Below are 18,803 nucleotides of genomic sequence, written 5' to 3'. Positions count from 1 at the left end.
CAGAATGTATCGAAATACATTTTTAATTAGCAAAAAAAGACTGGTAACATGACAGCTGCCGGTTGAATCATGTATAAATCGAAAAAGGAACTCACAACCTAAGGTGAATTCCTTTTATTATAGTTGAAAGGGTGTCGATCATGCCAATCGATCAGCAGGATCAGTTAAATTTATTAAAGGATATATTAAGCAATCATCAAACAGATTGCTGCGGCTCAGTATCAGAATGTGAGCAGCTTGAACGATTAGTTAAATCATTAATTAGCAATCCGAATGTAGACCAAAGTGCCAAAACAGTTCTAGAAGATATATATAAATACAGTCAGAATGGAATTAACTCTTCTCAATTGGACAATCATATCGAAATGCATCAGCAAGAATTATCTGAATGGGTAGATTCAATTAATCAATTTTCATAGGATCTATGAAGATCTATAAGGAACTGGATCCATTTATTCATTTCCTCAAATCGGCTTTTGCTTTTATGCCATTGAATGGAATTAATCGTTTGTGCGATGACATACCATTTCATCCTTAATAGTAAATCATCTGTAAGTGTTAATCCGTACCGATTGATCCATTCATCCCATTCTTGTTTAGGAATATACCCGTACAATAGCATGCCAAGATCAATAGCGGGATCAGCTATCATTGCTCCATCCCAATCAATTAAATACAACTGGTTGTTTTCTGCTAGCAGCCAGTTGTTATGATTAACATCGCAATGGCAAACAGTCATCTCTTCACAATGGATATGATCGATTTCCTTCCTTAAAAACTCGATTGATTGGACAATTATATCCCTATCCCTTAAGTCTTCATCCAAATCTTCTTCAATGATTTGAAGGATAATTTCTGCTGTTAAGGGCGATTTACCTAGTCTTTCAAGCATGCTAAGTAAAGGCTTTGAGCCATGGATCTTTTTCAGCAGCTTAGCAACTCGTTCATTGTTCATGTCTGCCTGTTTTAATTCTCTGCCACTTTCCCATTGCTGGGCAGTGATTACGTCCCCATTTTCCAGTCTCTTTGTCCAAATAAGCTTAGGAACAATTCCCTCAGCGGATAGTACAGCAAGAAATGGAGATGTGTTCCGTTTTAGAAACAGCTGCTGCCCTTTATGCTTAGCAAAAAAGGCTTCACCTGTCGCCCCGCCCGCGGGAACAATCTCCCACTCTTGTCCTAAAATATGTTCCAAAATTGTTCACCTGCTTAGTAGAAAAGCGCAAACGCCTTGCCTCCCCCAACAAATATAAAATTTCTTTATTTGGGGCAAACTGCCTACGCTAGACAATCTATTTCAAAATAACTTTTTCAATTTCAAAAAATAAAGATAGCTATCGCTTTAAGATCACCCAATAGCTATCTTTATAAATTTTATCTCTTTCATGCTTTTATCGTCAAGCTAATTTATTCTTCACTTGCTAACAAGTACATAAAAGCATATAGGGGGCAGCTCTAGTGTATTTTTTTCAAGCATCCTCTTTGGCTTTATATTCGCTGTTTGTTCATCCGCAAGTACCAGCCATTGCTCTTCAGGAAGTTCCACAATTTTTTGTGAAAAAGCTGGATTAAAAAAAACAATTATCTTTCCCCACTCCCCATAATCATCGACATCATTTAAAAGAAATCCGATGACCGGCTTTTCAGCGGGGAGAAAATACATATGCTTACTTATAAGCTTCCGATTAGTAAACCGAAAGGCACCATGTGACTTTCGAATTCGAATTAGTTCACGCAGATAGGCAACTTCCTCTTCATAATAAGATTTTCGATTCCAATCCAGCTGATTAATTTTATCGGATGATCGATAACTATTTCCTTCCCCATTCTTCGTTCGGAAGAACTCCTGCCCGCTATGCAAAAAGGGAATCCCTTGTGAAAGCAGCACCATTGCTGTGGCAAGCATGTGCTGCTTCTGTCTTGTTTCTTTACTTATTGATTTAGAACTGACCGCTAATTTATCCCATAGTGTGTGGTTATCATGTGATTCTACGTAATTGACCGATTGTACTGGTGAAAGAAATAATCCTGCCTCAGTCCTATCCAGGCCAATACTTCCTGCAAGAACTTGTTTAGCAGCCTCATAATAATGGGCATTTCCAAATGCATAGCCTTTATCTTCTAATTGAAATGTACTCCCTTTAACCGTATCCCTGAACCAATCATTAAACTGGCCAATTCTCGGAAGACATTTTTGGTTGCGAATACAAGCCTTCTTATTGGCGGAAATTGGTGTATCCAAATCCCATCCTTCTCCAATAATAAGAATAGATGGATCAATTGAATCAACTGCCTTCCGGATTTCATTCATCGTTTCAATGTCCAAAATCCCCATCAAGTCGAATCGAAAGCCATCTATTTGGTATTCTTTCAGCCAATACATAACCGAATCAATAATAAATTTTCTTCCCATCAGCCGTTCTGAAGCAAAATCATTGCCTACACCAGTTCCATTGGAAGGCATTCCAAATTCATCATGGCGGAAATAGTAGCCGGGAACAATATTTTCAAAAGATGAAGACTCTCGAATATACACATGATTATAAACAACATCCATAATTACCCTTATCCCTTGTCTATGGACCGCATGTATCATTGCTTTCAATTCTGTTACTCTTGCATATGGATTAGAAGGGTCTGTAGAAAAGCTGCCTTCGGGCGCATTAAAATGCAATGGATTATAACCCCAATTGTATTCATCCGTATTCCTTCTTTCATCAATCCCCTCAAAATCATTAAATGGAAGAAATTCAATATGCGTGATACCGAGTTCCTTTACATAGGAGATCCCTGTTGGTGTTCCGTCTGCCGAAACAGTATGCAGCTCCGCAGCACCAAGATATTTGCCTTTGTTTTTAATTCCGCTATTAGAATGGATAGTTAAATCCCTTATGTGTGTTTCGTAGATAATTGCATCAGTAGGTTGTTTAAATAGGGGGAGGGGGGGGTTAGTCACTCTTGTTTTGTTCAGATCGATGACAGCTGCATATTCTCCATTGGTGCTAACTGAAATGGCATAAGGATCAACTGCCTCTCTCCATTCTAAATTCACATAGATTAGAAAGGAATAACAATAGCACTCAAGATCACCTGTTACTGCTGCCTGCCATACCCCTTTCTCTTTTCTCATCATTGAATGAAATATTTCAGTCTTAGGCCTATCCGTGGGAAGCAATTTTAATTTCACCTTTGTTGCAGTAGGAGCCCATAGCTTAAATAAAGTGTGATCGGAATGATATATATAGCCCAGTTGGCCATCATAGAAAAAATCATTATCAAAAGCAGCTGTGCGTATAACAGCGCCTATTTGCAAGTCTGTTTTTTCACCATGCTCATCAATTACCCAATATTGTTCACCAATTACTAGTTTTTCTTCTATCTGACAAATATATTTAACGCTATTTTCTAGCGGTATTCGATTTATAATTGTCAGAAGAACATGCTCCCCCCTATTCATTTTTTTAATAGAAAAGTGTGAGGAGCTTCCTCCGAAATAATTATTGGGAAGTAAGATCGTAATGATTTGCATGTCATCTAAGTAAGCAAAAAATTTTCGAGTTATGGCTTTCATGATCCTACCTCCAAATCCAAGTATTCATTCCTGTCCACTTGCCTTCGAAAGGATTGGAAGGAATTTTCGGCAAGTAATGGATGTTAATGGAGTACATCCGATATCCTCACCATCTGCATGAGCTTGTATCATGCCGGGAGAAGAAATTCTAATCTCACTACCAGTAAACGTTTCCACTTCCTTAAATGCAACATGTCCTCCCCAAAAAACAGTAATAAATACAAATAAGAGCTTCCATCTTGATAAATTATGAACAATAGTAATATTTAGCTGACCATCAAAGGGGGAGGCATTAGGGGATATCTTCATTCCCCCTCCATAAAACGGCTGATTTGAAACGGTTACAAACCAAGTGGAATCAAACGTTAAACGTTTCCCATCTATAATTAATTCAATTGAAGATCGCTGATAGGTAAATACACTTTTCAGCAAAAAATAAACATAGACTAGCTTTCCTAAAGTAATACGGTTTAATAGCTTTTTTATTTTTGAAAGATTTACTTTCCTTGCAATATGAGCATCCAGTCCAACACCCATATTATTGACAAAATAAATGCATTCCTCATCTTTGTTTGTTATTTTCCCTAAATCAATTAGTGAGGCTTCTTCCTCTAATTGTCTCAAGAGGTGGTAAAGCGCAGCAACTGGATTTCTTGGAATGCCATATCCTCTAGAAAAATCATTACCAGACCCACCTGGAATATATGCAAGCTGGATATGCTTGTTGGCTACAGCTCCATTCACCACCTCGTGCATGGTTCCATCTCCTCCAACAACGGCGATGACGATTTTTTTCCCTGCCTCTTTTTCAGAAATCAAATGAACAATTTCTTTTCCATGGCCATGATACGCAGTAAAAAAAGCCTCAAATAAAATGTTTTGTTCATTAAGTATTTTTTCAAGTTTTCGCCAAACCTTTTGACAACGGCCATTTTTCGCCTGAGGATTAATGATAAAATAGAGCTTTTTCATCACATATTTCTACCTTCTATATAGACTTTTTCCTACTATTCTTCTTCAGAAATCTCCCACTCAAGTCTTCTAATCGATGTCGTTTGGCAATATTGCAGCAATGCCTGAGCCGCTTTAAACTGCACATGTTTAAGCGGAGAACGAAGATTCCTCATGCCTTTAAACCATTCTTCATAATTTCGCTTTTCTATCATTTGGACATCAAAGGGAGCTGCAGGGTGATCAATATATCCATTTCTACAAAGAATCACCTTATGAATCGGTAAATCGATCTCATTCATGCGGAATATTTGATGAACAATTTTCGCTGTTCGGTTTAATGCTAATAATGGATTCAATACCTTTTTTTCTTCCCCATTTACTCGTTTCACCCAAAAGCGTTCTTTGGATCCGATAAATACGGATGAATCCTCTTCCTCTAAAAGACTAATGCACCAAACACCAGTCGGACTTAAAATAATCGTTTCTACTTCCACCGGCGCCTTTTTTAGCAAAAAAAGCGGTAGATAGAGAACGAGAAACGTATCAGGAAAACGTTGAAGAAAAAACTTTAACTTTTCATCATAATAGAACCGTTTATCCACAAACGATTTCTCAGTCAAAGTAGAGCTCGCCCATTTCATTTGAAAGCGGAATAATTGATCTAGGAACTGATGTTTTAATTCCTCCACTGAATCAGGACGATAGGTGAATTTTGTTTCGAATTGCAGAATGGCTTCCTCTCCACTATCTTCGTTATCAGGATCCATTTGATCTAGTTTTAACAGATCTTCCTCTTCATTATCCTTCTTGCCTAGCTTCCATAGCCCTTTTAGCTTATCTATTAAAGGCTTTTTCTCTTCTTCAAGCCAATCAGGATTTTCTTCCTGTGACTGGTTCATGAAGACAGAAGCATCGTTATTTTCCCATGCAGCTTTCAACTTTTCCCATTGATGTTTTTTAAGCCTTACATAGCGGGATGGATATAAATAAATATTTTGTTCATACCGTGAAACATAATCTTGCATTTTAATTAACTGTCCCATTTATCTTTGCCTGCCTTGTCATCTCTCTAGTAATTCATTTATTCTTCCAGCAGCGGGAATGCTGCTATTTTTTCGTATTTGGGGATTCGATCGATATGTGTTTGGTACAAAACAACTTCTTGCGCTTGAAATGTGAGAGGAGCTTTGTCAAATGGATTGTTTTTTAAATGTTCCTCCTCAAATGGATGGCTTCCAGCCCATTTCCTTGCTAAAGTAATATGTGATTTAAAGGCCCTCGTTTCTAGCTTAAATCCAGCCTCCAGGCAAGCAGAAAATACGATGTTTCGAATCGTATGTAATCGTTCCTCTTGCTCAGTATCTGCCCAAAATATCCTTGGTGAATCCACTCTTCCAAACACGCCAAGCTGATTAATCTGAAGGGGAAATGCCTTTTGCCCATTCAACTCTGTCAATGCGAGCTTTTTTGCCTTTTCAAGCTTGTCCTCTGCTGCTGCGCCAAGGAAGGCCAGTGTGATATGATAATCCTCTTGATGAACCCACCGCTGGAACGGAAAACTTTCCTTTATCGCTAAGCATTGCTTATGTAACTCCTTTTTAACTTCCTCTGGTAAGCTAACCGCAAAGAAAAAATGAGTTGAACGGTTCATTTTCATCCTCCAATGAGCAATATTTGAACTTATTTTAGCAGATGTTGATAATAGGTTCTACTTTATTCGGCGGTGCTGATGACATTTTCGATTAAATTGAAAAAAGTAAGCAACCATTTCAGATGATCATTGCTTACTTTTCCCCTTAAATTATTTAGCTAATTGCGCCGCATTCCTTTTCAATTTCTTTAATAAATAACTCTTGTAAATTTTTCGTAATAGGTCCTGCGTTCCCGTCCCCTACTTTTTCTCCTTCGATTTCAACAATTGGTGTCACTTCAACTGTTGTTCCTGAAAGAAAAACTTCATCTGCATCCTTTAGATCACCAAGTGTGAATTGAGTTTCAGAAAAGGGAATGCCATTTTGCCTGCATATTTCTAAAACTTTCTGTCTTGTTATCCCATTAAGGATGAGATTGTCGGCCGGGTGTGTGATTACTTTTCCATTTTTGATAATTGAAATATTGGACAAGCTTCCTTCAGTTACAACTCCATCGCGGTGCTGGATTGCTTCAAAGCAGCCTGCCTCTACCGCTTTTTGTTTTGCCATTAAATTACCTAATAGATTCAAACTTTTAATATCGCAGAGAAGCCAGCGGATATCCTCGTTCAGAATCGTCTTTACCCCTGACTTCATATTTCCAACAGGTCTCTCCACTTCCTTTGAATAAGCAACAAAGGTTGGCAAAACATCCCTTGAAGGAAATGCATGATTCCTTGGGGCTATTCCTCGTGTCACCTGCAAGTACAAGGTTCCTAAATTGAGCCCGTTTTTATCAATTAAGTGCTTAAGCTGCTTCGTTAATTCTAAAACAGTATAGGGAATCTCCATCCCAATCTTCTTGCCGCTATCAATAAGACGTTCAAGATGCTCCGTACCAGTAAACATTTTCCCGTTATAAACACGGATCACCTCGTAAACGCCATCCCCAAATTGATATCCTCGATCTTCAATATCTACCTTTGCTTCCGAACGATGAATGAACTCTCCATTTACAATTACGTATGTCATTTCTCCAATACTCCCCTGTTAGGAAATTTTTATTTTGCAAGTTCGTATATAGCCTGTGCATAAATCGCTGTTGCTCTTAGCATGTCTTCTATATACATATATTCATCCTTTTGGTGTGCGATATCCTCTCTTCCAGGGAAAAGCGGACCGAATGCCACACCAGACTTTAAGGAACGAGCATAGGTTCCTCCACCAATTGAAAGCAGTTCAGCCTTTTCACCTGTTTGTTCCTCATACACTTTCTTTAGTGTTTGAATGAGAAAATCATCTTCAGCCACGTGATGCGGCTTCGAGTCAGTGAAATTTTCAATGATAAAGTGTTCATCTTTTAGCAAACCTTCAAGAATGCCTTTCGTATCATCCATATTATTTGTAACAGGATAGCGGACATTTAATCCTAGACGTCCGCCATTTTCCTGTGTAAAGGCAAGCTTCCCTACATTGATTGTTAAATCTCCAGTAATATCATCTGAATAGGCAATACCCAGCTTTTTACCTCTTGACTCATCATAAAAATATGCAGTCGCAAACTGGAAAAAGTGTCTTGCTTTCGAATCAATTTTCAATTCTGATAAAAACTTAGCCATGTAGAGACCTGCATTTTTCCCGTTATTCGGCTCCATCCCATGGGCTGAAATCCCTTCCGCCTCAAGAATTAATACACCGTTTTCAATGTAGTATTTTCCCGGAAGGTCATTCTGTTTAAGAAAATCAGCATACATTTGCACGATCTCTGTTGGCTCATTATTCACTTCAAGTGATGCCTTTGCAAAATCTGGAACCATATTATATCTTCTGCCAGATTCGAAGGAGAGCACAGTTGCCTTTATTTCTCCATCGTACTTAGAACCTTCTCCACTTTGAACAAGGTCAAAATCAGCAATCCCTTTTTCTGCATAGATGATAGGGAAATCTGCATCCGGTGCGAAACCCATTGCCGGCATTTCTTCATTTTCAAAGTAATGATCTACACAACGCCAATCACTTTCCTCATCCGTTCCAATGATCATGCGGACACGCTTATTTAATGGAAGTTCTAGCTCCTTCACAATCTTCATAGCATAATACGCAGCCATCGTTGGGCCTTTATCATCAATGGCTCCTCTTGCAAATATTTTGCCATCACGGATTTCGGCACCATATGGATCACTTGACCAGCCGTCTCCTTCTGGTACAACATCCACATGACAAAGAATCCCGACAATTTCCTCACCTTGTCCAAATTCTAAATGTCCTGCAAGGTTTCCAACATTCTTAGGGGTGAACCCATCTTTCTCGCCAAGCTGAAGCATGAAATCTAACGCTTCCTTTACCCCTTCTCCTAGTGGAGCATCTTCTGTTGCTTGATCTTCTTCCAATACACTTTTAATTTGCAGAAGCTTTTTGGCATCGTCAATCAGTGCTTCTTTTCTTTGTTCCACTTCTTTTTGCCAATCAATCACGTTCATTACTAATCCTCCAGTGTAAGAAAAAAATTAAATCTATTTAAAATTATATCAATTCATTTTTCCTTATGCACCATGATACACCTAACACAAATAAATAAAAATATTTTCCTACCTTCTGAACAAACCAAATGGCATGCCAAATTGGGACAGTATACTATGCCAGCATAATACAAAAAAGGCTAGAAGGATGATCGCTATTGTAAATAAAAAGATTACAGCCCTTTTCCGTGCCTTAAAATAGAAATCTGTTTCACTATATTTTTTACTTAGTGGATTGGATGGTGCAATCTTATCCCAAACAAGTGAAAGCCATGAATTCATCATAATAAGAAAGCCGAAGAAAATGATTATTTTTATCCAGAGAGGTGGAATGAGTACGATTGCAACGGTTCCAACGGAAATAATTTGAAAATAGCTTATCACATACGAGCGGTTTCTTAGAAATACCTTTAAAAACAATTCAATGAACCCATTTACCGGTACTCGCTTTTTAAACATTCGCTTAGAACGCCGGAATAGAAGCGGTTTTGTTCTTTTCGAAACAATTGGTTTTTCAATTTCATTTGAGAGTATGAAGATAAGCTCAATATTTTTCGTCTTATCGGCTCGGCCCATATCTATTTCGTGATCGATTGCAGATAATTTCCGGATAGACTTTAAGCTGAAATAAATGGAAGCTGGCAGCAAGACGATTCCGCATAAGCAAACGAGAAACAAGGCATCTTTATCCCAAAGGTAATAGATTAGCTGACACATCCAGCTTAAGGCAACAAACAAAAGAATACTAAGTGCTAGCTTTTTAATCCTTTTGTCTATTTTCTTCAGATGATATTTTACGAGCATAATTAGCGCTTTTAATGCAATAAAGAAAAAAAACAATGCACCTATTTCCTGCCAGCTAAGAAAGAAATGATTTCTTAAGAATGGCAGCAATATAAGAAACGTAATTGCTGTTACTACCGATTGGGAAAAGAGTGAGTATAAATATCCCCATTTTTTCATCCCCAAAAAGACTGACTGCATCTTTATTAGAAATACTTTGTCTGCTTCCTCAACATATGTACGAATGCTTCCATTCCAGGACAAAAGATAAATAAGCAGGAATATCAAGATAAACGGAATGTATTCAATCCAGCTCGGCAGCTCCATCCACCAAGACCGGTACTGAAAGATTATAAATAATAGGGCAGGAATAATAAGATATATAATGATTGTCCAATCGGCAATTGATCGGATAACCCTATACTGATATTTTCGATCTCTTATGTATCGATCACGAAAAAGTTTCCAGCTACTCATCGGGATTACCCTCTGCAATTAAATGAAAGCAGTCATACAGGGACCCATCAGGAAGATTACACTGTTCTCGAATATCCTTGAGTGTTCCCGTTGCTTTCAGCTGCCCTTTATGGATCATTATGAACCGATCACATACCTTTTCTGCTGTATCTAATACATGCGTGGACATCAATATTCCTGCCCCCCGCTTTTGTTCCGTCTCAATTAGCTTTAAGAAAAGCTTCATCGCGTTCGGATCGAGCCCAATAAATGGCTCATCAATAATGTATACCTTTGGGCTTGTAATCATCGCTAAGATTAGCATGGCTTTTTGCTGCATGCCCTTTGAATACTTGCCGGGATATTCATGTGCATGTTCCATTAGCTTGTACTGCTCAAGTAGATCTTTTGCTTTCTCCTTGTACTCCTTATCAGGGAGAGCCTCAACTGCTGCGATAAAATCAAGATGCTCCCATAATGTCAGCTCATCATAGAAAACGGGTCTTTCCGGTACATAAGAATATTTTGTATTCTCCCTAAAAGAAATTTCCCCCTCCTTGTTTTCCAATAACCCAAGAATCGTTTTAATGGTTGTGCTTTTTCCAGCACCATTAGGGCCGATTAATCCAATCAGCTCTCCTTCTTTAATATTAAAATGAATATTATTGATAATTTCCTTTCCCTTGTCATAGCCTGCTGATTGAATGTCTACATTTAATAATGTCATCTTAACTCCTCCTATTTATTCTGTACGAATGAAAGGTTTAAAAGGTTTACTATTTTTCAACCTAAACTTTAAGAATCAGGAGAAATATTATTATCAGAATTTTCCAACATAATACAAGCAGGCAAGACCATACGATATACAAAGATAGAAAATGAAAGGAGAAAAGTTCATGATTATGGTGGAAATTCCTCAATAAAGTAGAAATTATCAAAAAATAAGAGTACAATAAAGATGAGTTTGACATCTATTGAAAAAACATCTGATATTTGCAAAGGAGTTGGCTGAGGAAAAGAAGACTACATATGCTTGAAGGACATAGGTTCTTCAATGAACTGTCAGTTGCAGGAATTTGCCATTGGTTTGAAAAAAGGATAGGGAGTGGTTTTTTGAAACCTTCGACTAACCGGATGTTAAACCGTATCAAATCCGTCTACATGTTTATTAATAAGCGTGGAACTGTAACAACGGGAGAGCTTGTAGAGGAATTTGGTATTACTCCTCGCACCATTCAGAGAGATTTAAACGTTCTTGTTTACAACGACTTAGTGAAAAGCCCGAGTCGAGGAAAATGGACGACTACCAAAAAGAAGGTAAAGATGTCATCATAGGTTCCCTTTCGTGCATTGCTCTCATATGAGGTCTGATGTCTGAAGAGGAAACTCAAACTGGTTTGATCGTAAGAGTATAGCAAAATAAAAAAAATCGCCATTCTAGGCGATTTTTATTTGACCTCATATTCCATTAAGCTTTCAAATTCTTCTTCTGTTAATTCACGATACTCACCAAGCTCCAATGTTTCATCCAGCTGAAGCGGCCCCATTGAAATCCTTTGCAGATAAATGACACGCTTCCCAACCGCCTCAAACATTCTTTTCACTTGATGAAATTTTCCTTCTGTGATCGTCAGTTCAATATCTGATGTCATACCAGATTTAATAATCTTTAATTCCCCAGGTTTTGTTTCATACCCATCATCCAATATAACTCCCTTTTCAAAAGCGGCAATGTCCTCTCCTGTTACCTCACTGTTGATAACAGCAAAATAGGTTTTCGGCACATGCTTTTTCGGGGATAAGAGGCGGTGGGCAAGCTGACCATCATTTGTTAACAGCAGCAGCCCTTCTGTATCTTTATCAAGCCGTCCAACCGGGAATGGAGAGAATACTAAATCTTCCGGCTCCAATATATCTAAAACCGTTTCATGCTGCGAATCCTCAGTTGCTGAGATCACTCCCTGCGGCTTGTTCATCATTAAATAGATAAACTCTCTATACACCACTTCTTCTCCGTTGATTGTCACACTATCCTTATCTGGGTCCACATGCTTACTGGCATCCTTTACCTTCTGCTCATTGACTTCTACAGCCCCGCTCTTTAAAAGCTGTTTTACATCCTTTCGGCTTCCAAAGCCCAAATTAGCCAGCATTTTATCAATTCTCATACTATCACCTCTTTTTGTAAGGGCTCTTATCTGCGCAATTTTAACTTCTTCATTACGCGTTCGACTTTTTGTCCAAATAAGAAATACACAAGTTTTGTTTTAAAGCTTAGATAGAAGTAAATTCCTGCGCCAACAGCTGCACAAATAACAACGATTAGGAAGGCTTGCAAATTAGTAGTCGGTGTTAAGAAAAGTGTAAGAAGCTTATACGTCATTCCCGCACCTGCAAACATTATCGCTGTAAAAATAACAATCAAAATTCCTCTTCTGAGTACAAGCCGGAATGGATACTTAGCATACGTTTTTATCACAATTAAATTAATCAAAATTGCAGCTGTATAGCCTATTGCAGTTGCAACTACAGCCCCCTGTGTTTCCATCAGCTTGATAAGAGGGATATTTAAGCTCAATTTAAGCAATAACCCGACAAGCAAGCTTAGAACAGTATATCGCTGCTCATTAATTCCTTGCAAAATTGCCGCAGTAACTAAGAAATAAGCAAAAAGAATTGCCACAGGCGCATAGGTTCTAAGCACCTCTGTTCCCAGCTCATTATGATCGTAAAACAATGTAAAAATTGGCTCTGCCAATAAGGAAAGACCTACAACTGCTGGAAGTGTTAGATATAATAGCACCTGAAATGCTTGGTTCAATTGATAATTTAAACTAGTACGATCGCTTTCAACAAAAGCTTTAGTAATACTTGGAACAAGCGTTAAAGAAAAAGCTGTTGCCAATGACACAGGAATAATGACAAGTTTATGTGTCTGGAAATTTAATACAGCAAAGGATGATACTGCCTGATCAGCTAAGCCAATTTCAGCCATCGTCCGAATAAAAGTCAGCTGATCAATAAATTGGAAAAGCGATCCAGATAAGCCAACAAAAATAAATGGGGCGGCATACACAACGATTTCTTTGTACATATCCTTTAAAGAAATCTCCATTGTGCCTTTGTCATTCAATAAAAGACCATCTAAATAAGGCTTTCTTTTATACCAATACCATAATAGTGCAGCTAGACCACCGATTGCACCAATACACGCGGCAAAAGTGGCTACACTTACTGCCTGAACAAGACTGCCTTTCATGATATATAAAACAATAAAGGCACCTGCAAGAACAAACACAATACGAACAATTTGTTCAATAACCTGTGATAATGCAGAAGGTCCCATCGATTGGTGCCCCTGAAAGAAGCCGCGAATTAAACTCATGAAAGGAACAACAATAAGCGCAAAACTTACAGCTCTAATAACCGTCGCTACATCCTTCACACTCGTATCCACATTATCTGGAATAATAAAATCAGCCAGCGATGGAGCTAAAAAATATAGGAATAGAAAGGATATCGTTCCTGTACATAACATCACTACTAGTCCTGATTTAAATAGCTTTCTCCCTACTGCATATTCCTCTAATGCATTGTACTTCGAAATAAATTTTGAAACCGCAGCAGGTATGCCTGCTGTTGCTAAACTAATGAAGATTGTATAAGGAATATATGCGAAGGAGTATAGCGCATTTCCTTCTTCCCCTACAATATGATAAAAAGGAATTACATAAAATAACCCGAGCACTTTTGAAATGATTGTAGCTAGAGTCATTATAAAAGTACCTCTTAAAAGCTTTGATGACATAGAACCCCATTCCCCTTCAAAAAACGCAGAACCTACTCAGGTGAAGTCCTCTTATAAAGAAGCCTCAGCTATGCTGTGTCCCACTATTAAGTTTCGTAGCAAAAGATAATTCTATAGGAAAATTTATTTATGTAAATAACAATCACAATTTTTTTTTGCACACTATTTGTATTCTACTCCTCTTCTTACAGGATTTCTACTTAGAGCTAATAAAAATCGCTTTAGCAGGCAGTCATTACATCTAAACAAAAAAAAGCCTGTGAAAAAATTGGCTTTTTTCAGTAATACTATTCAGTTTTTCACCCATAAATTCTCAATTGGAATTCCAGCATCCTTTATTGTTCGGAAAATAGGGCATCTTTGATCCACTTTTTTACGTAATTCATCCACTTGCTCTTGAGAGGCTGAGGTTTTTAAGAAAGCCTCTACCTTCACTTTTTCAAAGTATGGCTTTACATCTAAATTTCCCATTAATCCGCTAGGATCCAGTTCACCTTCGACTTTAAAAGAAATATCCTCTATTTGGATATTCATTTCTTTTGAAATTATTTGTGCCATTACATTCTCACAAGCTGCAAGGGCAGCTAACATGGTTGACATTGGATCAGGCGCAGAATCTTTTCCCCCAAAAGATTCTGGTTCATCAATGCTTATTATATGTTTGCCATTCGTAGCATCTGTCCTCATTCCAGAACCAGTCACATCTAATTTAAATGTAAGTTTTTGGCTCATCTAATCTCCCTCCTGATAATCACATACTTGCTAATTTAATTTGCTCTCTTAAAAAGTTTGCGGCTTCACTCATCACCTTAAGCTTTGCACTAGCAATCTGTTCACTATTCATCGGTCTTTGTGCAAAGGTGCCAAACCCGCAATCTGGATTTAAATAGATTTGATTAGCCGGCATAAACTTTAACAATTGATTGACCTTCTCAACAATTTCTTCTGCGGTTTCAATCTCTTCCGTTCGAGGGTTCACAACGCCAAAACCAATTTCAGCATGAGTGAACTCCTTTATTGCCTCGATTTCCCCTGCTCTTGGTGTCGCATACTCAAGAACGAGCTGATCAACATTTACCCTTGATAAATAAGGGATAAGTGGAAAATATGGACCTCTTAGAAGAATGTCGTCTTCTCTGCTCCAATTCCCTCGGCAAATATGGACACCTAATTTTGTTCCTCTTCCCCGCATCCCTTCCATCACTTGATTCATTAACCCAAGTGCGAATTCAATTTCTACCTCAGCATCTGCTTTTGCAGTCAAAGCTCCACACATAAATGTTCGATTGGCATTCTTTTGTGTGAATACGAGCTCAGTCAGCACAGGTTCATCAAATTGAACAAAATCGACGCCTTCAGCAATCAAATCTTCCAATTCTTCTCGTAAAACGCTTACAATATCGATTGCTAAGTCTTCTTTCGTTGGATAAGCTTCTTCCGATAGTCCTTCAACCCACATGGATCTTGTTAATAAATACGGGCCTGGAAGCGTTACTTTAATTTTTCTATCTGTATGCTTTTTTAGAAATCGAAAGTCATTTAATGCAAGTGGCTTTTTCCGGCTAATTTTCCCTGCTGCTGCGGGATTTGATAGGGAAAAAGCAGGAACATCAAGTGTTCCAAGGATTTCTTCAAAACTTGCTTTATCCTCTATGTATTCTAGCAATTCAGAGACCGTTAGCATTTTCACATTATTCAAATGCTCAGCAACAAACGAAATATAATTATCTCTTCTTTGCTCACCGTCAGACACGATATCTACGCCAGCTTCTTCTTGCAGACGAAGGCATTCAATAACCGCTTGATCTGCAACCGCTTGAAATGCTTCATCTGTCATTCTGTCTGCTCTTTTTTCTCTCATCGCCTTCTGCACTTCAACCGACCTGGGCCAGCTGCCGATGACAGATGTAGGGAATAATGTTGATTCCATCGTATTTCCTCCTAATAGACAATTGAAAAGGTCAGTTTAATTTCAACTGCTTTTTTCAAAGTTTGATAGATAGGTGACTTTTTCAATGTAATTTGCCAAATCTCTTTCAATAACTCTTCATCCGCAGCGGACGATACATAGCATGTACCTGAAATCTGCTGGATACTCGGACTTCCCGTTTCTTCTATTTCCATATGAGATAAAATATTTTCGATGGAACCTTTAAGCGAAAGCTCGATTTGGTCAACAACAACATTCCTTCTTGAAGCATGCGCTTTAAATCCAACAGTTAGACAGGAAGCAAGGGACGCCATGAAATAATCGATTGCACTTGGCGCGTCCACACGAGCACTAAAATCTGCAGGCTGTCCGGAATAGAAATGATGGTTTCTTGCAAATACTTTTGCCTTTAAATCCTTCTCCCCTTGCACCCGAACATTCCATTTGTACCCTTTCGCAGCTGTAAGATCACTCTCTAATGCTGATTGGCTTTGACCTTTTCGCACAAAATATCTAACCGTATTCTCACCTGGTTCTGACCCGATAAATTCATGCTTGACCATTCGGCACCATGCTGGTAAATCATCAGCGACCGTTCTTTCTCTGCTTCTAATTTCCAAAACTTGTCCGGGATCAAGAGGATTCATACTTTTATTAATAATCAATAACAAACCTGATCCGCAATCGAGATCTCCACCATCACAAACGGCATGAGGATGTAACATAAAAGCTGCCCCCTATATTAATATGTAATTGAAGCTGCACCTTGTGTTAAAAACTCTACCAATCTAGCACCGCCAACAATTGTTGCTCCTTCAATTAAATTATCTTCTGATAGCCCTCTCTTTTTGTAGCAAGGACTGCATACCCAAATAATCCCACCCGCTTCAACAAATTGATCCATTAATTGCTTTAATGGCGCGAAGCCTTCTTCGTGAATATCTTCTGCATATCCTTTTTCTGCTAGAAACGCACCTTCCACATTTAAAAAGACAACTGTCTCCTGGCCTGATGCAACAGCAGCATTGGCAACTACAAACCCAACCGTTGCTTTATCTGTATCATTTTTTGCACTTGTAATACTTACTGCGAATTTTCCTGACATGATGATTCCTCCCAAATTTTAGTTTACTGAAATAGTTAATAGGTCTAAAACTACATTCCTTTTTTAATAAAATAATGACTGATATTTCCCTCATCTAGACGGCTTAACAATGTATGGTGCTGCATTCGGCACCAAGCAGGCAAATCTTCACGCGCACCAGGGTCATACGAAATCACTTTTATGATTTCCCCCTCACCCATTTTCCTCATCGTAAGAAATAAGTTCATTATTAGCTCACCGCACCCAGTTGGACCAGCATCATAGGTAACATCCACTGACATATGACTTTGCATTTGACACCCCCTTTTTATAGGTTTGATAATAAAAAAGAGGAAAATAAACTGGAACCTTAAATAAATTAAAGCGCTTTCCCCTCAATTATAATGAATTCATTTTTCAAAATAAATTCAATCTATCGATAGGATCAATGAATATACATCGCCTTTTCGAATAGTTAAAGAAGCAATCTAATTATAGTAAGATTAAATTCAATAAAAGGATCATATTATGTATTTCATCGCGAATCGTTTATAATTATTAAAGATTTTAAGGATGAAAATAAGTTGGTGACGAAATTGAAGTATGATGTAATTGTAATTGGCGGAGGACCTTCAGGTTTAATGGCAGCCATTGGCGCAGCTGAAAACAAAGCAAAGGTTCTGCTCATTGATAAAGGGGACAAGCTTGGAAGAAAGCTTGCCATTTCAGGCGGGGGCAGATGCAATGTTACAAATAGACTCCCGGTTGATGAAATTATTAAGCATATTCCAGGAAATGGCCGCTTTTTGTATAGTGCATTTTCTCTTTTCAGTAATGAGGATATTATCAAATTTTTTGAGAAGCTTGGGATTAAACTCAAGGAAGAAGACCATGGAAGAATGTTTCCTGTTACTGATAAAGCACAATCTGTAGTCGATGCATTGCTTTTAAGAATGAAGGAATTAAAGGTGAACATCAAAACGAATAGTCCGATTAGCAAGGTACATTATAAGGACGGAAAAGTTCATTCTGTTGAACTGAAAGGCGGGCATGTATACGAGACCGATTCAGTCGTTATCGCTGTCGGAGGTAAGTCTGTTCCGCATACTGGCTCTACCGGTGATGGTTATGCATGGGCGAAAAAAGCTGGCCATACGATCACTGATTTATTTCCAACAGAGGTACCAGTCACTTCGACAGAGCCTTTTATCAAGGAAAAAGCTTTGCAAGGATTATCTTTAAGAAATGTAGCACTCAGTGTATTAAATCCGAAAGGGAAGGCTTTGATTACACACAGGATGGATATGATTTTCACCCACTTTGGTGTCAGCGGTCCAGCTGTTTTACGCTGCAGCCAGTTTGTTGTCACGGCAATGAAAAAGTGGGACTTGCGTGAAGTGACAATGAGTCTCGATGTCATGCCTGATAAAAAAGAAGAACCGCTGCTTCAAGAAATAAATAAACTCATTAAGGATGAGCCAAAGAAAAGTATTAAAAATCTCTTAAAAGGCTATTTACCTGAAAGATATTTATTATTCCTGCTCGAACAAAGTGAAATCGATCCTTCTTCTCAAGGAGCAACCATTTCAAATGATAAGCTGCGGAGCTTTGTGAATAGCTGCAAAAAATTCCAATTTCAAGTGAATGGAACACTTCCATTGGAAAAAGCGTTTGTTACAGGCGGGGGGGTTTCTGTCAAAGAGATCGAGCCGCAAACAATGGCATCTAAACTTATGGATGGATTGTTTTTCTGCGGGGAAATCCTAGATATTCACGGCTACACAGGCGGTTACAATATCACCTCTGCACTCGTAACGGGAAGACTTGCTGGGATAAATGCAGCGCTGACAGCTCGAAACCTTAAATAAGAATTTGCAAAGATGTATATAAAAAATACGATTTTGCGGTCACATAAAAGTTTTATGTGACCGCTTTTTATATTAATTAACATATTCGGGCTGGTATAAGTTTTTATGGGACCGATTTTTGCATTAATTACCAGATTCGCGTTTGTATATCTTTTTATGTGTCCAATTTTTGGATTAATCACCATATTTGGGTGCATAA

The 18,803-nt window shown here is 38.2% G+C and carries 19 protein-coding genes; 3 read left to right on the top strand and 16 right to left on the bottom strand.

From position 1 onward, the window contains the following. Positions 1-140: 140 nt before the first annotated feature. Positions 141-419, top strand: a complete 279-nt coding sequence (locus tag ASU02_RS04090; protein WP_057761283.1) for a YtzH-like family protein — start codon at positions 141-143, stop codon at positions 417-419. Here the strand turns inward: ASU02_RS04090 and ASU02_RS04085 are convergent. The 9 genes from ASU02_RS04085 to ASU02_RS04045 all read right to left on the bottom strand — a co-directional run bounded on the left by ASU02_RS04085 (position 407) and on the right by ASU02_RS04045 (position 10,641). Continuing rightward, a complete protein-coding gene (locus ASU02_RS04085) occupies positions 407-1,195 on the bottom strand; it encodes a phosphotransferase family protein (RefSeq protein ID WP_057761281.1) in 789 nt (262 codons plus the stop codon). The genes ASU02_RS04090 and ASU02_RS04085 overlap by 13 nt on opposite strands. A gap of 219 nt (positions 1,196-1,414) precedes the next feature. After that, positions 1,415-3,571 carry a type I pullulanase gene (pulA, locus tag ASU02_RS04080; RefSeq protein WP_057761280.1) on the bottom strand — a complete coding sequence of 719 codons (2,157 nt, stop codon included), beginning with the start codon at positions 3,569-3,571 and terminating at the stop codon, positions 1,415-1,417. A 24-nt stretch (positions 3,572-3,595) separates the two neighbouring features. After that, entirely contained in the window at positions 3,596-4,543 is a 948-nt protein-coding gene (locus tag ASU02_RS04075) for a diacylglycerol/lipid kinase family protein (RefSeq protein WP_057761734.1), read from the bottom strand. 35 nt (positions 4,544-4,578) lie between these two features. Further along, on the bottom strand, positions 4,579-5,568 hold the full coding sequence (locus tag ASU02_RS04070; protein WP_057761277.1) for a nuclease-related domain-containing protein: 990 nt from the start codon (positions 5,566-5,568) through the stop codon (positions 4,579-4,581). Between the two features lie 38 nt (positions 5,569-5,606). Further along, positions 5,607-6,176 carry an RNA 2',3'-cyclic phosphodiesterase gene (gene thpR, locus ASU02_RS04065; protein ID WP_095396682.1) on the bottom strand — a complete coding sequence of 190 codons (570 nt, stop codon included), beginning with the start codon at positions 6,174-6,176 and terminating at the stop codon, positions 5,607-5,609. A 154-nt stretch (positions 6,177-6,330) separates the two neighbouring features. Then, positions 6,331-7,188 carry a D-amino-acid transaminase gene (gene dat, locus ASU02_RS04060; protein ID WP_057761273.1) on the bottom strand — a complete coding sequence of 286 codons (858 nt, stop codon included), beginning with the start codon at positions 7,186-7,188 and terminating at the stop codon, positions 6,331-6,333. A gap of 29 nt (positions 7,189-7,217) precedes the next feature. Continuing rightward, positions 7,218-8,636 carry a dipeptidase PepV gene (gene pepV / locus ASU02_RS04055; protein WP_057761271.1) on the bottom strand — a complete coding sequence of 473 codons (1,419 nt, stop codon included), beginning with the start codon at positions 8,634-8,636 and terminating at the stop codon, positions 7,218-7,220. Between the two features lie 108 nt (positions 8,637-8,744). Continuing rightward, positions 8,745-9,935, bottom strand: a complete 1,191-nt coding sequence (locus tag ASU02_RS04050; RefSeq protein ID WP_057761269.1) for an ABC transporter permease — start codon at positions 9,933-9,935, stop codon at positions 8,745-8,747. Beyond that, positions 9,928-10,641, bottom strand: a complete 714-nt coding sequence (locus tag ASU02_RS04045; protein ID WP_057761267.1) for an ABC transporter ATP-binding protein — start codon at positions 10,639-10,641, stop codon at positions 9,928-9,930. The genes ASU02_RS04050 and ASU02_RS04045 overlap by 8 nt, the downstream gene beginning before the upstream one ends. 386 nt (positions 10,642-11,027) lie before the next feature. Between ASU02_RS04045 and ASU02_RS04040 the strand changes: the two genes are divergently transcribed. Then, positions 11,028-11,249: a DeoR family transcriptional regulator gene (locus ASU02_RS04040; protein ID WP_053477612.1), complete on the top strand. Its 222-nt coding sequence runs from the start codon at positions 11,028-11,030 to the stop codon at positions 11,247-11,249. A gap of 113 nt (positions 11,250-11,362) precedes the next feature. Here ASU02_RS04040 and ASU02_RS04035 read toward each other — a convergent pair whose 3' ends face one another. From ASU02_RS04035 to ASU02_RS04005, 7 genes are all read right to left on the bottom strand, one after another. After that, entirely contained in the window at positions 11,363-12,082 is a 720-nt protein-coding gene (locus ASU02_RS04035) for a pseudouridine synthase (protein WP_057761265.1), read from the bottom strand. A gap of 26 nt (positions 12,083-12,108) precedes the next feature. Then, complete coding sequence (locus tag ASU02_RS04030) at positions 12,109-13,722, bottom strand: putative polysaccharide biosynthesis protein (protein WP_057761263.1); 1,614 nt, start codon at positions 13,720-13,722, stop codon at positions 12,109-12,111. A 291-nt stretch (positions 13,723-14,013) separates the two neighbouring features. Then, a complete protein-coding gene (locus ASU02_RS04025; protein WP_057761260.1) occupies positions 14,014-14,454 on the bottom strand; it encodes an OsmC family protein in 441 nt (146 codons plus the stop codon). 19 nt (positions 14,455-14,473) lie between these two features. Beyond that, positions 14,474-15,652 (bottom strand): cobalamin-independent methionine synthase II family protein, encoded by a 1,179-nt coding sequence (locus ASU02_RS04020; protein WP_057761258.1) that lies wholly within the window; start codon positions 15,650-15,652, stop codon positions 14,474-14,476. Between the two features lie 11 nt (positions 15,653-15,663). Further along, positions 15,664-16,377: a sulfurtransferase TusA family protein gene (locus ASU02_RS04015; RefSeq protein ID WP_057761256.1), complete on the bottom strand. Its 714-nt coding sequence runs from the start codon at positions 16,375-16,377 to the stop codon at positions 15,664-15,666. 17 nt (positions 16,378-16,394) lie between these two features. Then, positions 16,395-16,757 (bottom strand): DsrE family protein, encoded by a 363-nt coding sequence (locus ASU02_RS04010; protein WP_053477373.1) that lies wholly within the window; start codon positions 16,755-16,757, stop codon positions 16,395-16,397. 50 nt (positions 16,758-16,807) lie between these two features. Further along, positions 16,808-17,050, bottom strand: coding sequence for a sulfurtransferase TusA family protein (locus ASU02_RS04005; protein ID WP_057761254.1), 243 nt, complete (start codon positions 17,048-17,050; stop codon positions 16,808-16,810). A 282-nt stretch (positions 17,051-17,332) separates the two neighbouring features. Here ASU02_RS04005 and ASU02_RS04000 point away from each other — a divergent pair, with 282 nt between their 5' ends. Next, a complete protein-coding gene (locus ASU02_RS04000) occupies positions 17,333-18,604 on the top strand; it encodes a BaiN/RdsA family NAD(P)/FAD-dependent oxidoreductase (RefSeq protein ID WP_057761732.1) in 1,272 nt (423 codons plus the stop codon). Positions 18,605-18,803 lie beyond the last annotated feature (199 nt).

It is taken from the genome of Cytobacillus praedii (assembly GCF_001439605.1).
GTDB classification, from domain to species: Bacteria; Bacillota; Bacilli; order Bacillales; family Cytobacillaceae; genus Cytobacillus; species Cytobacillus praedii.
This window is presented reverse-complemented; position numbering and strand designations above follow the sequence as displayed.

Coding starts and splice junctions, on each gene's coding strand:
- ASU02_RS04090 (WP_057761283.1), top strand. CDS start 141: ATGCCAATCGATCAGCAGGATCAGTTAAATTTATTAAAGGATATATTA.
- pulA (WP_057761280.1), bottom strand. CDS start 3,571: ATGAAAGCCATAACTCGAAAATTTTTTGCTTACTTAGATGACATGCAA.
- ASU02_RS04075 (WP_057761734.1), bottom strand. CDS start 4,543: ATGAAAAAGCTCTATTTTATCATTAATCCTCAGGCGAAAAATGGCCGT.
- ASU02_RS04070 (WP_057761277.1), bottom strand. CDS start 5,568: ATGGGACAGTTAATTAAAATGCAAGATTATGTTTCACGGTATGAACAA.
- thpR (WP_095396682.1), bottom strand. CDS start 6,176: ATGAACCGTTCAACTCATTTTTTCTTTGCGGTTAGCTTACCAGAGGAA.
- dat (WP_057761273.1), bottom strand. CDS start 7,188: ATGACATACGTAATTGTAAATGGAGAGTTCATTCATCGTTCGGAAGCA.
- pepV (WP_057761271.1), bottom strand. CDS start 8,636: ATGAACGTGATTGATTGGCAAAAAGAAGTGGAACAAAGAAAAGAAGCA.
- ASU02_RS04050 (WP_057761269.1), bottom strand. CDS start 9,935: ATGAGTAGCTGGAAACTTTTTCGTGATCGATACATAAGAGATCGAAAA.
- ASU02_RS04045 (WP_057761267.1), bottom strand. CDS start 10,641: ATGACATTATTAAATGTAGACATTCAATCAGCAGGCTATGACAAGGGA.
- ASU02_RS04035 (WP_057761265.1), bottom strand. CDS start 12,082: ATGAGAATTGATAAAATGCTGGCTAATTTGGGCTTTGGAAGCCGAAAG.
- ASU02_RS04030 (WP_057761263.1), bottom strand. CDS start 13,722: ATGTCATCAAAGCTTTTAAGAGGTACTTTTATAATGACTCTAGCTACA.
- ASU02_RS04025 (WP_057761260.1), bottom strand. CDS start 14,454: ATGAGCCAAAAACTTACATTTAAATTAGATGTGACTGGTTCTGGAATG.
- ASU02_RS04020 (WP_057761258.1), bottom strand. CDS start 15,652: ATGGAATCAACATTATTCCCTACATCTGTCATCGGCAGCTGGCCCAGG.
- ASU02_RS04015 (WP_057761256.1), bottom strand. CDS start 16,377: ATGTTACATCCTCATGCCGTTTGTGATGGTGGAGATCTCGATTGCGGA.
- ASU02_RS04010 (WP_053477373.1), bottom strand. CDS start 16,757: ATGTCAGGAAAATTCGCAGTAAGTATTACAAGTGCAAAAAATGATACA.
- ASU02_RS04005 (WP_057761254.1), bottom strand. CDS start 17,050: ATGCAAAGTCATATGTCAGTGGATGTTACCTATGATGCTGGTCCAACT.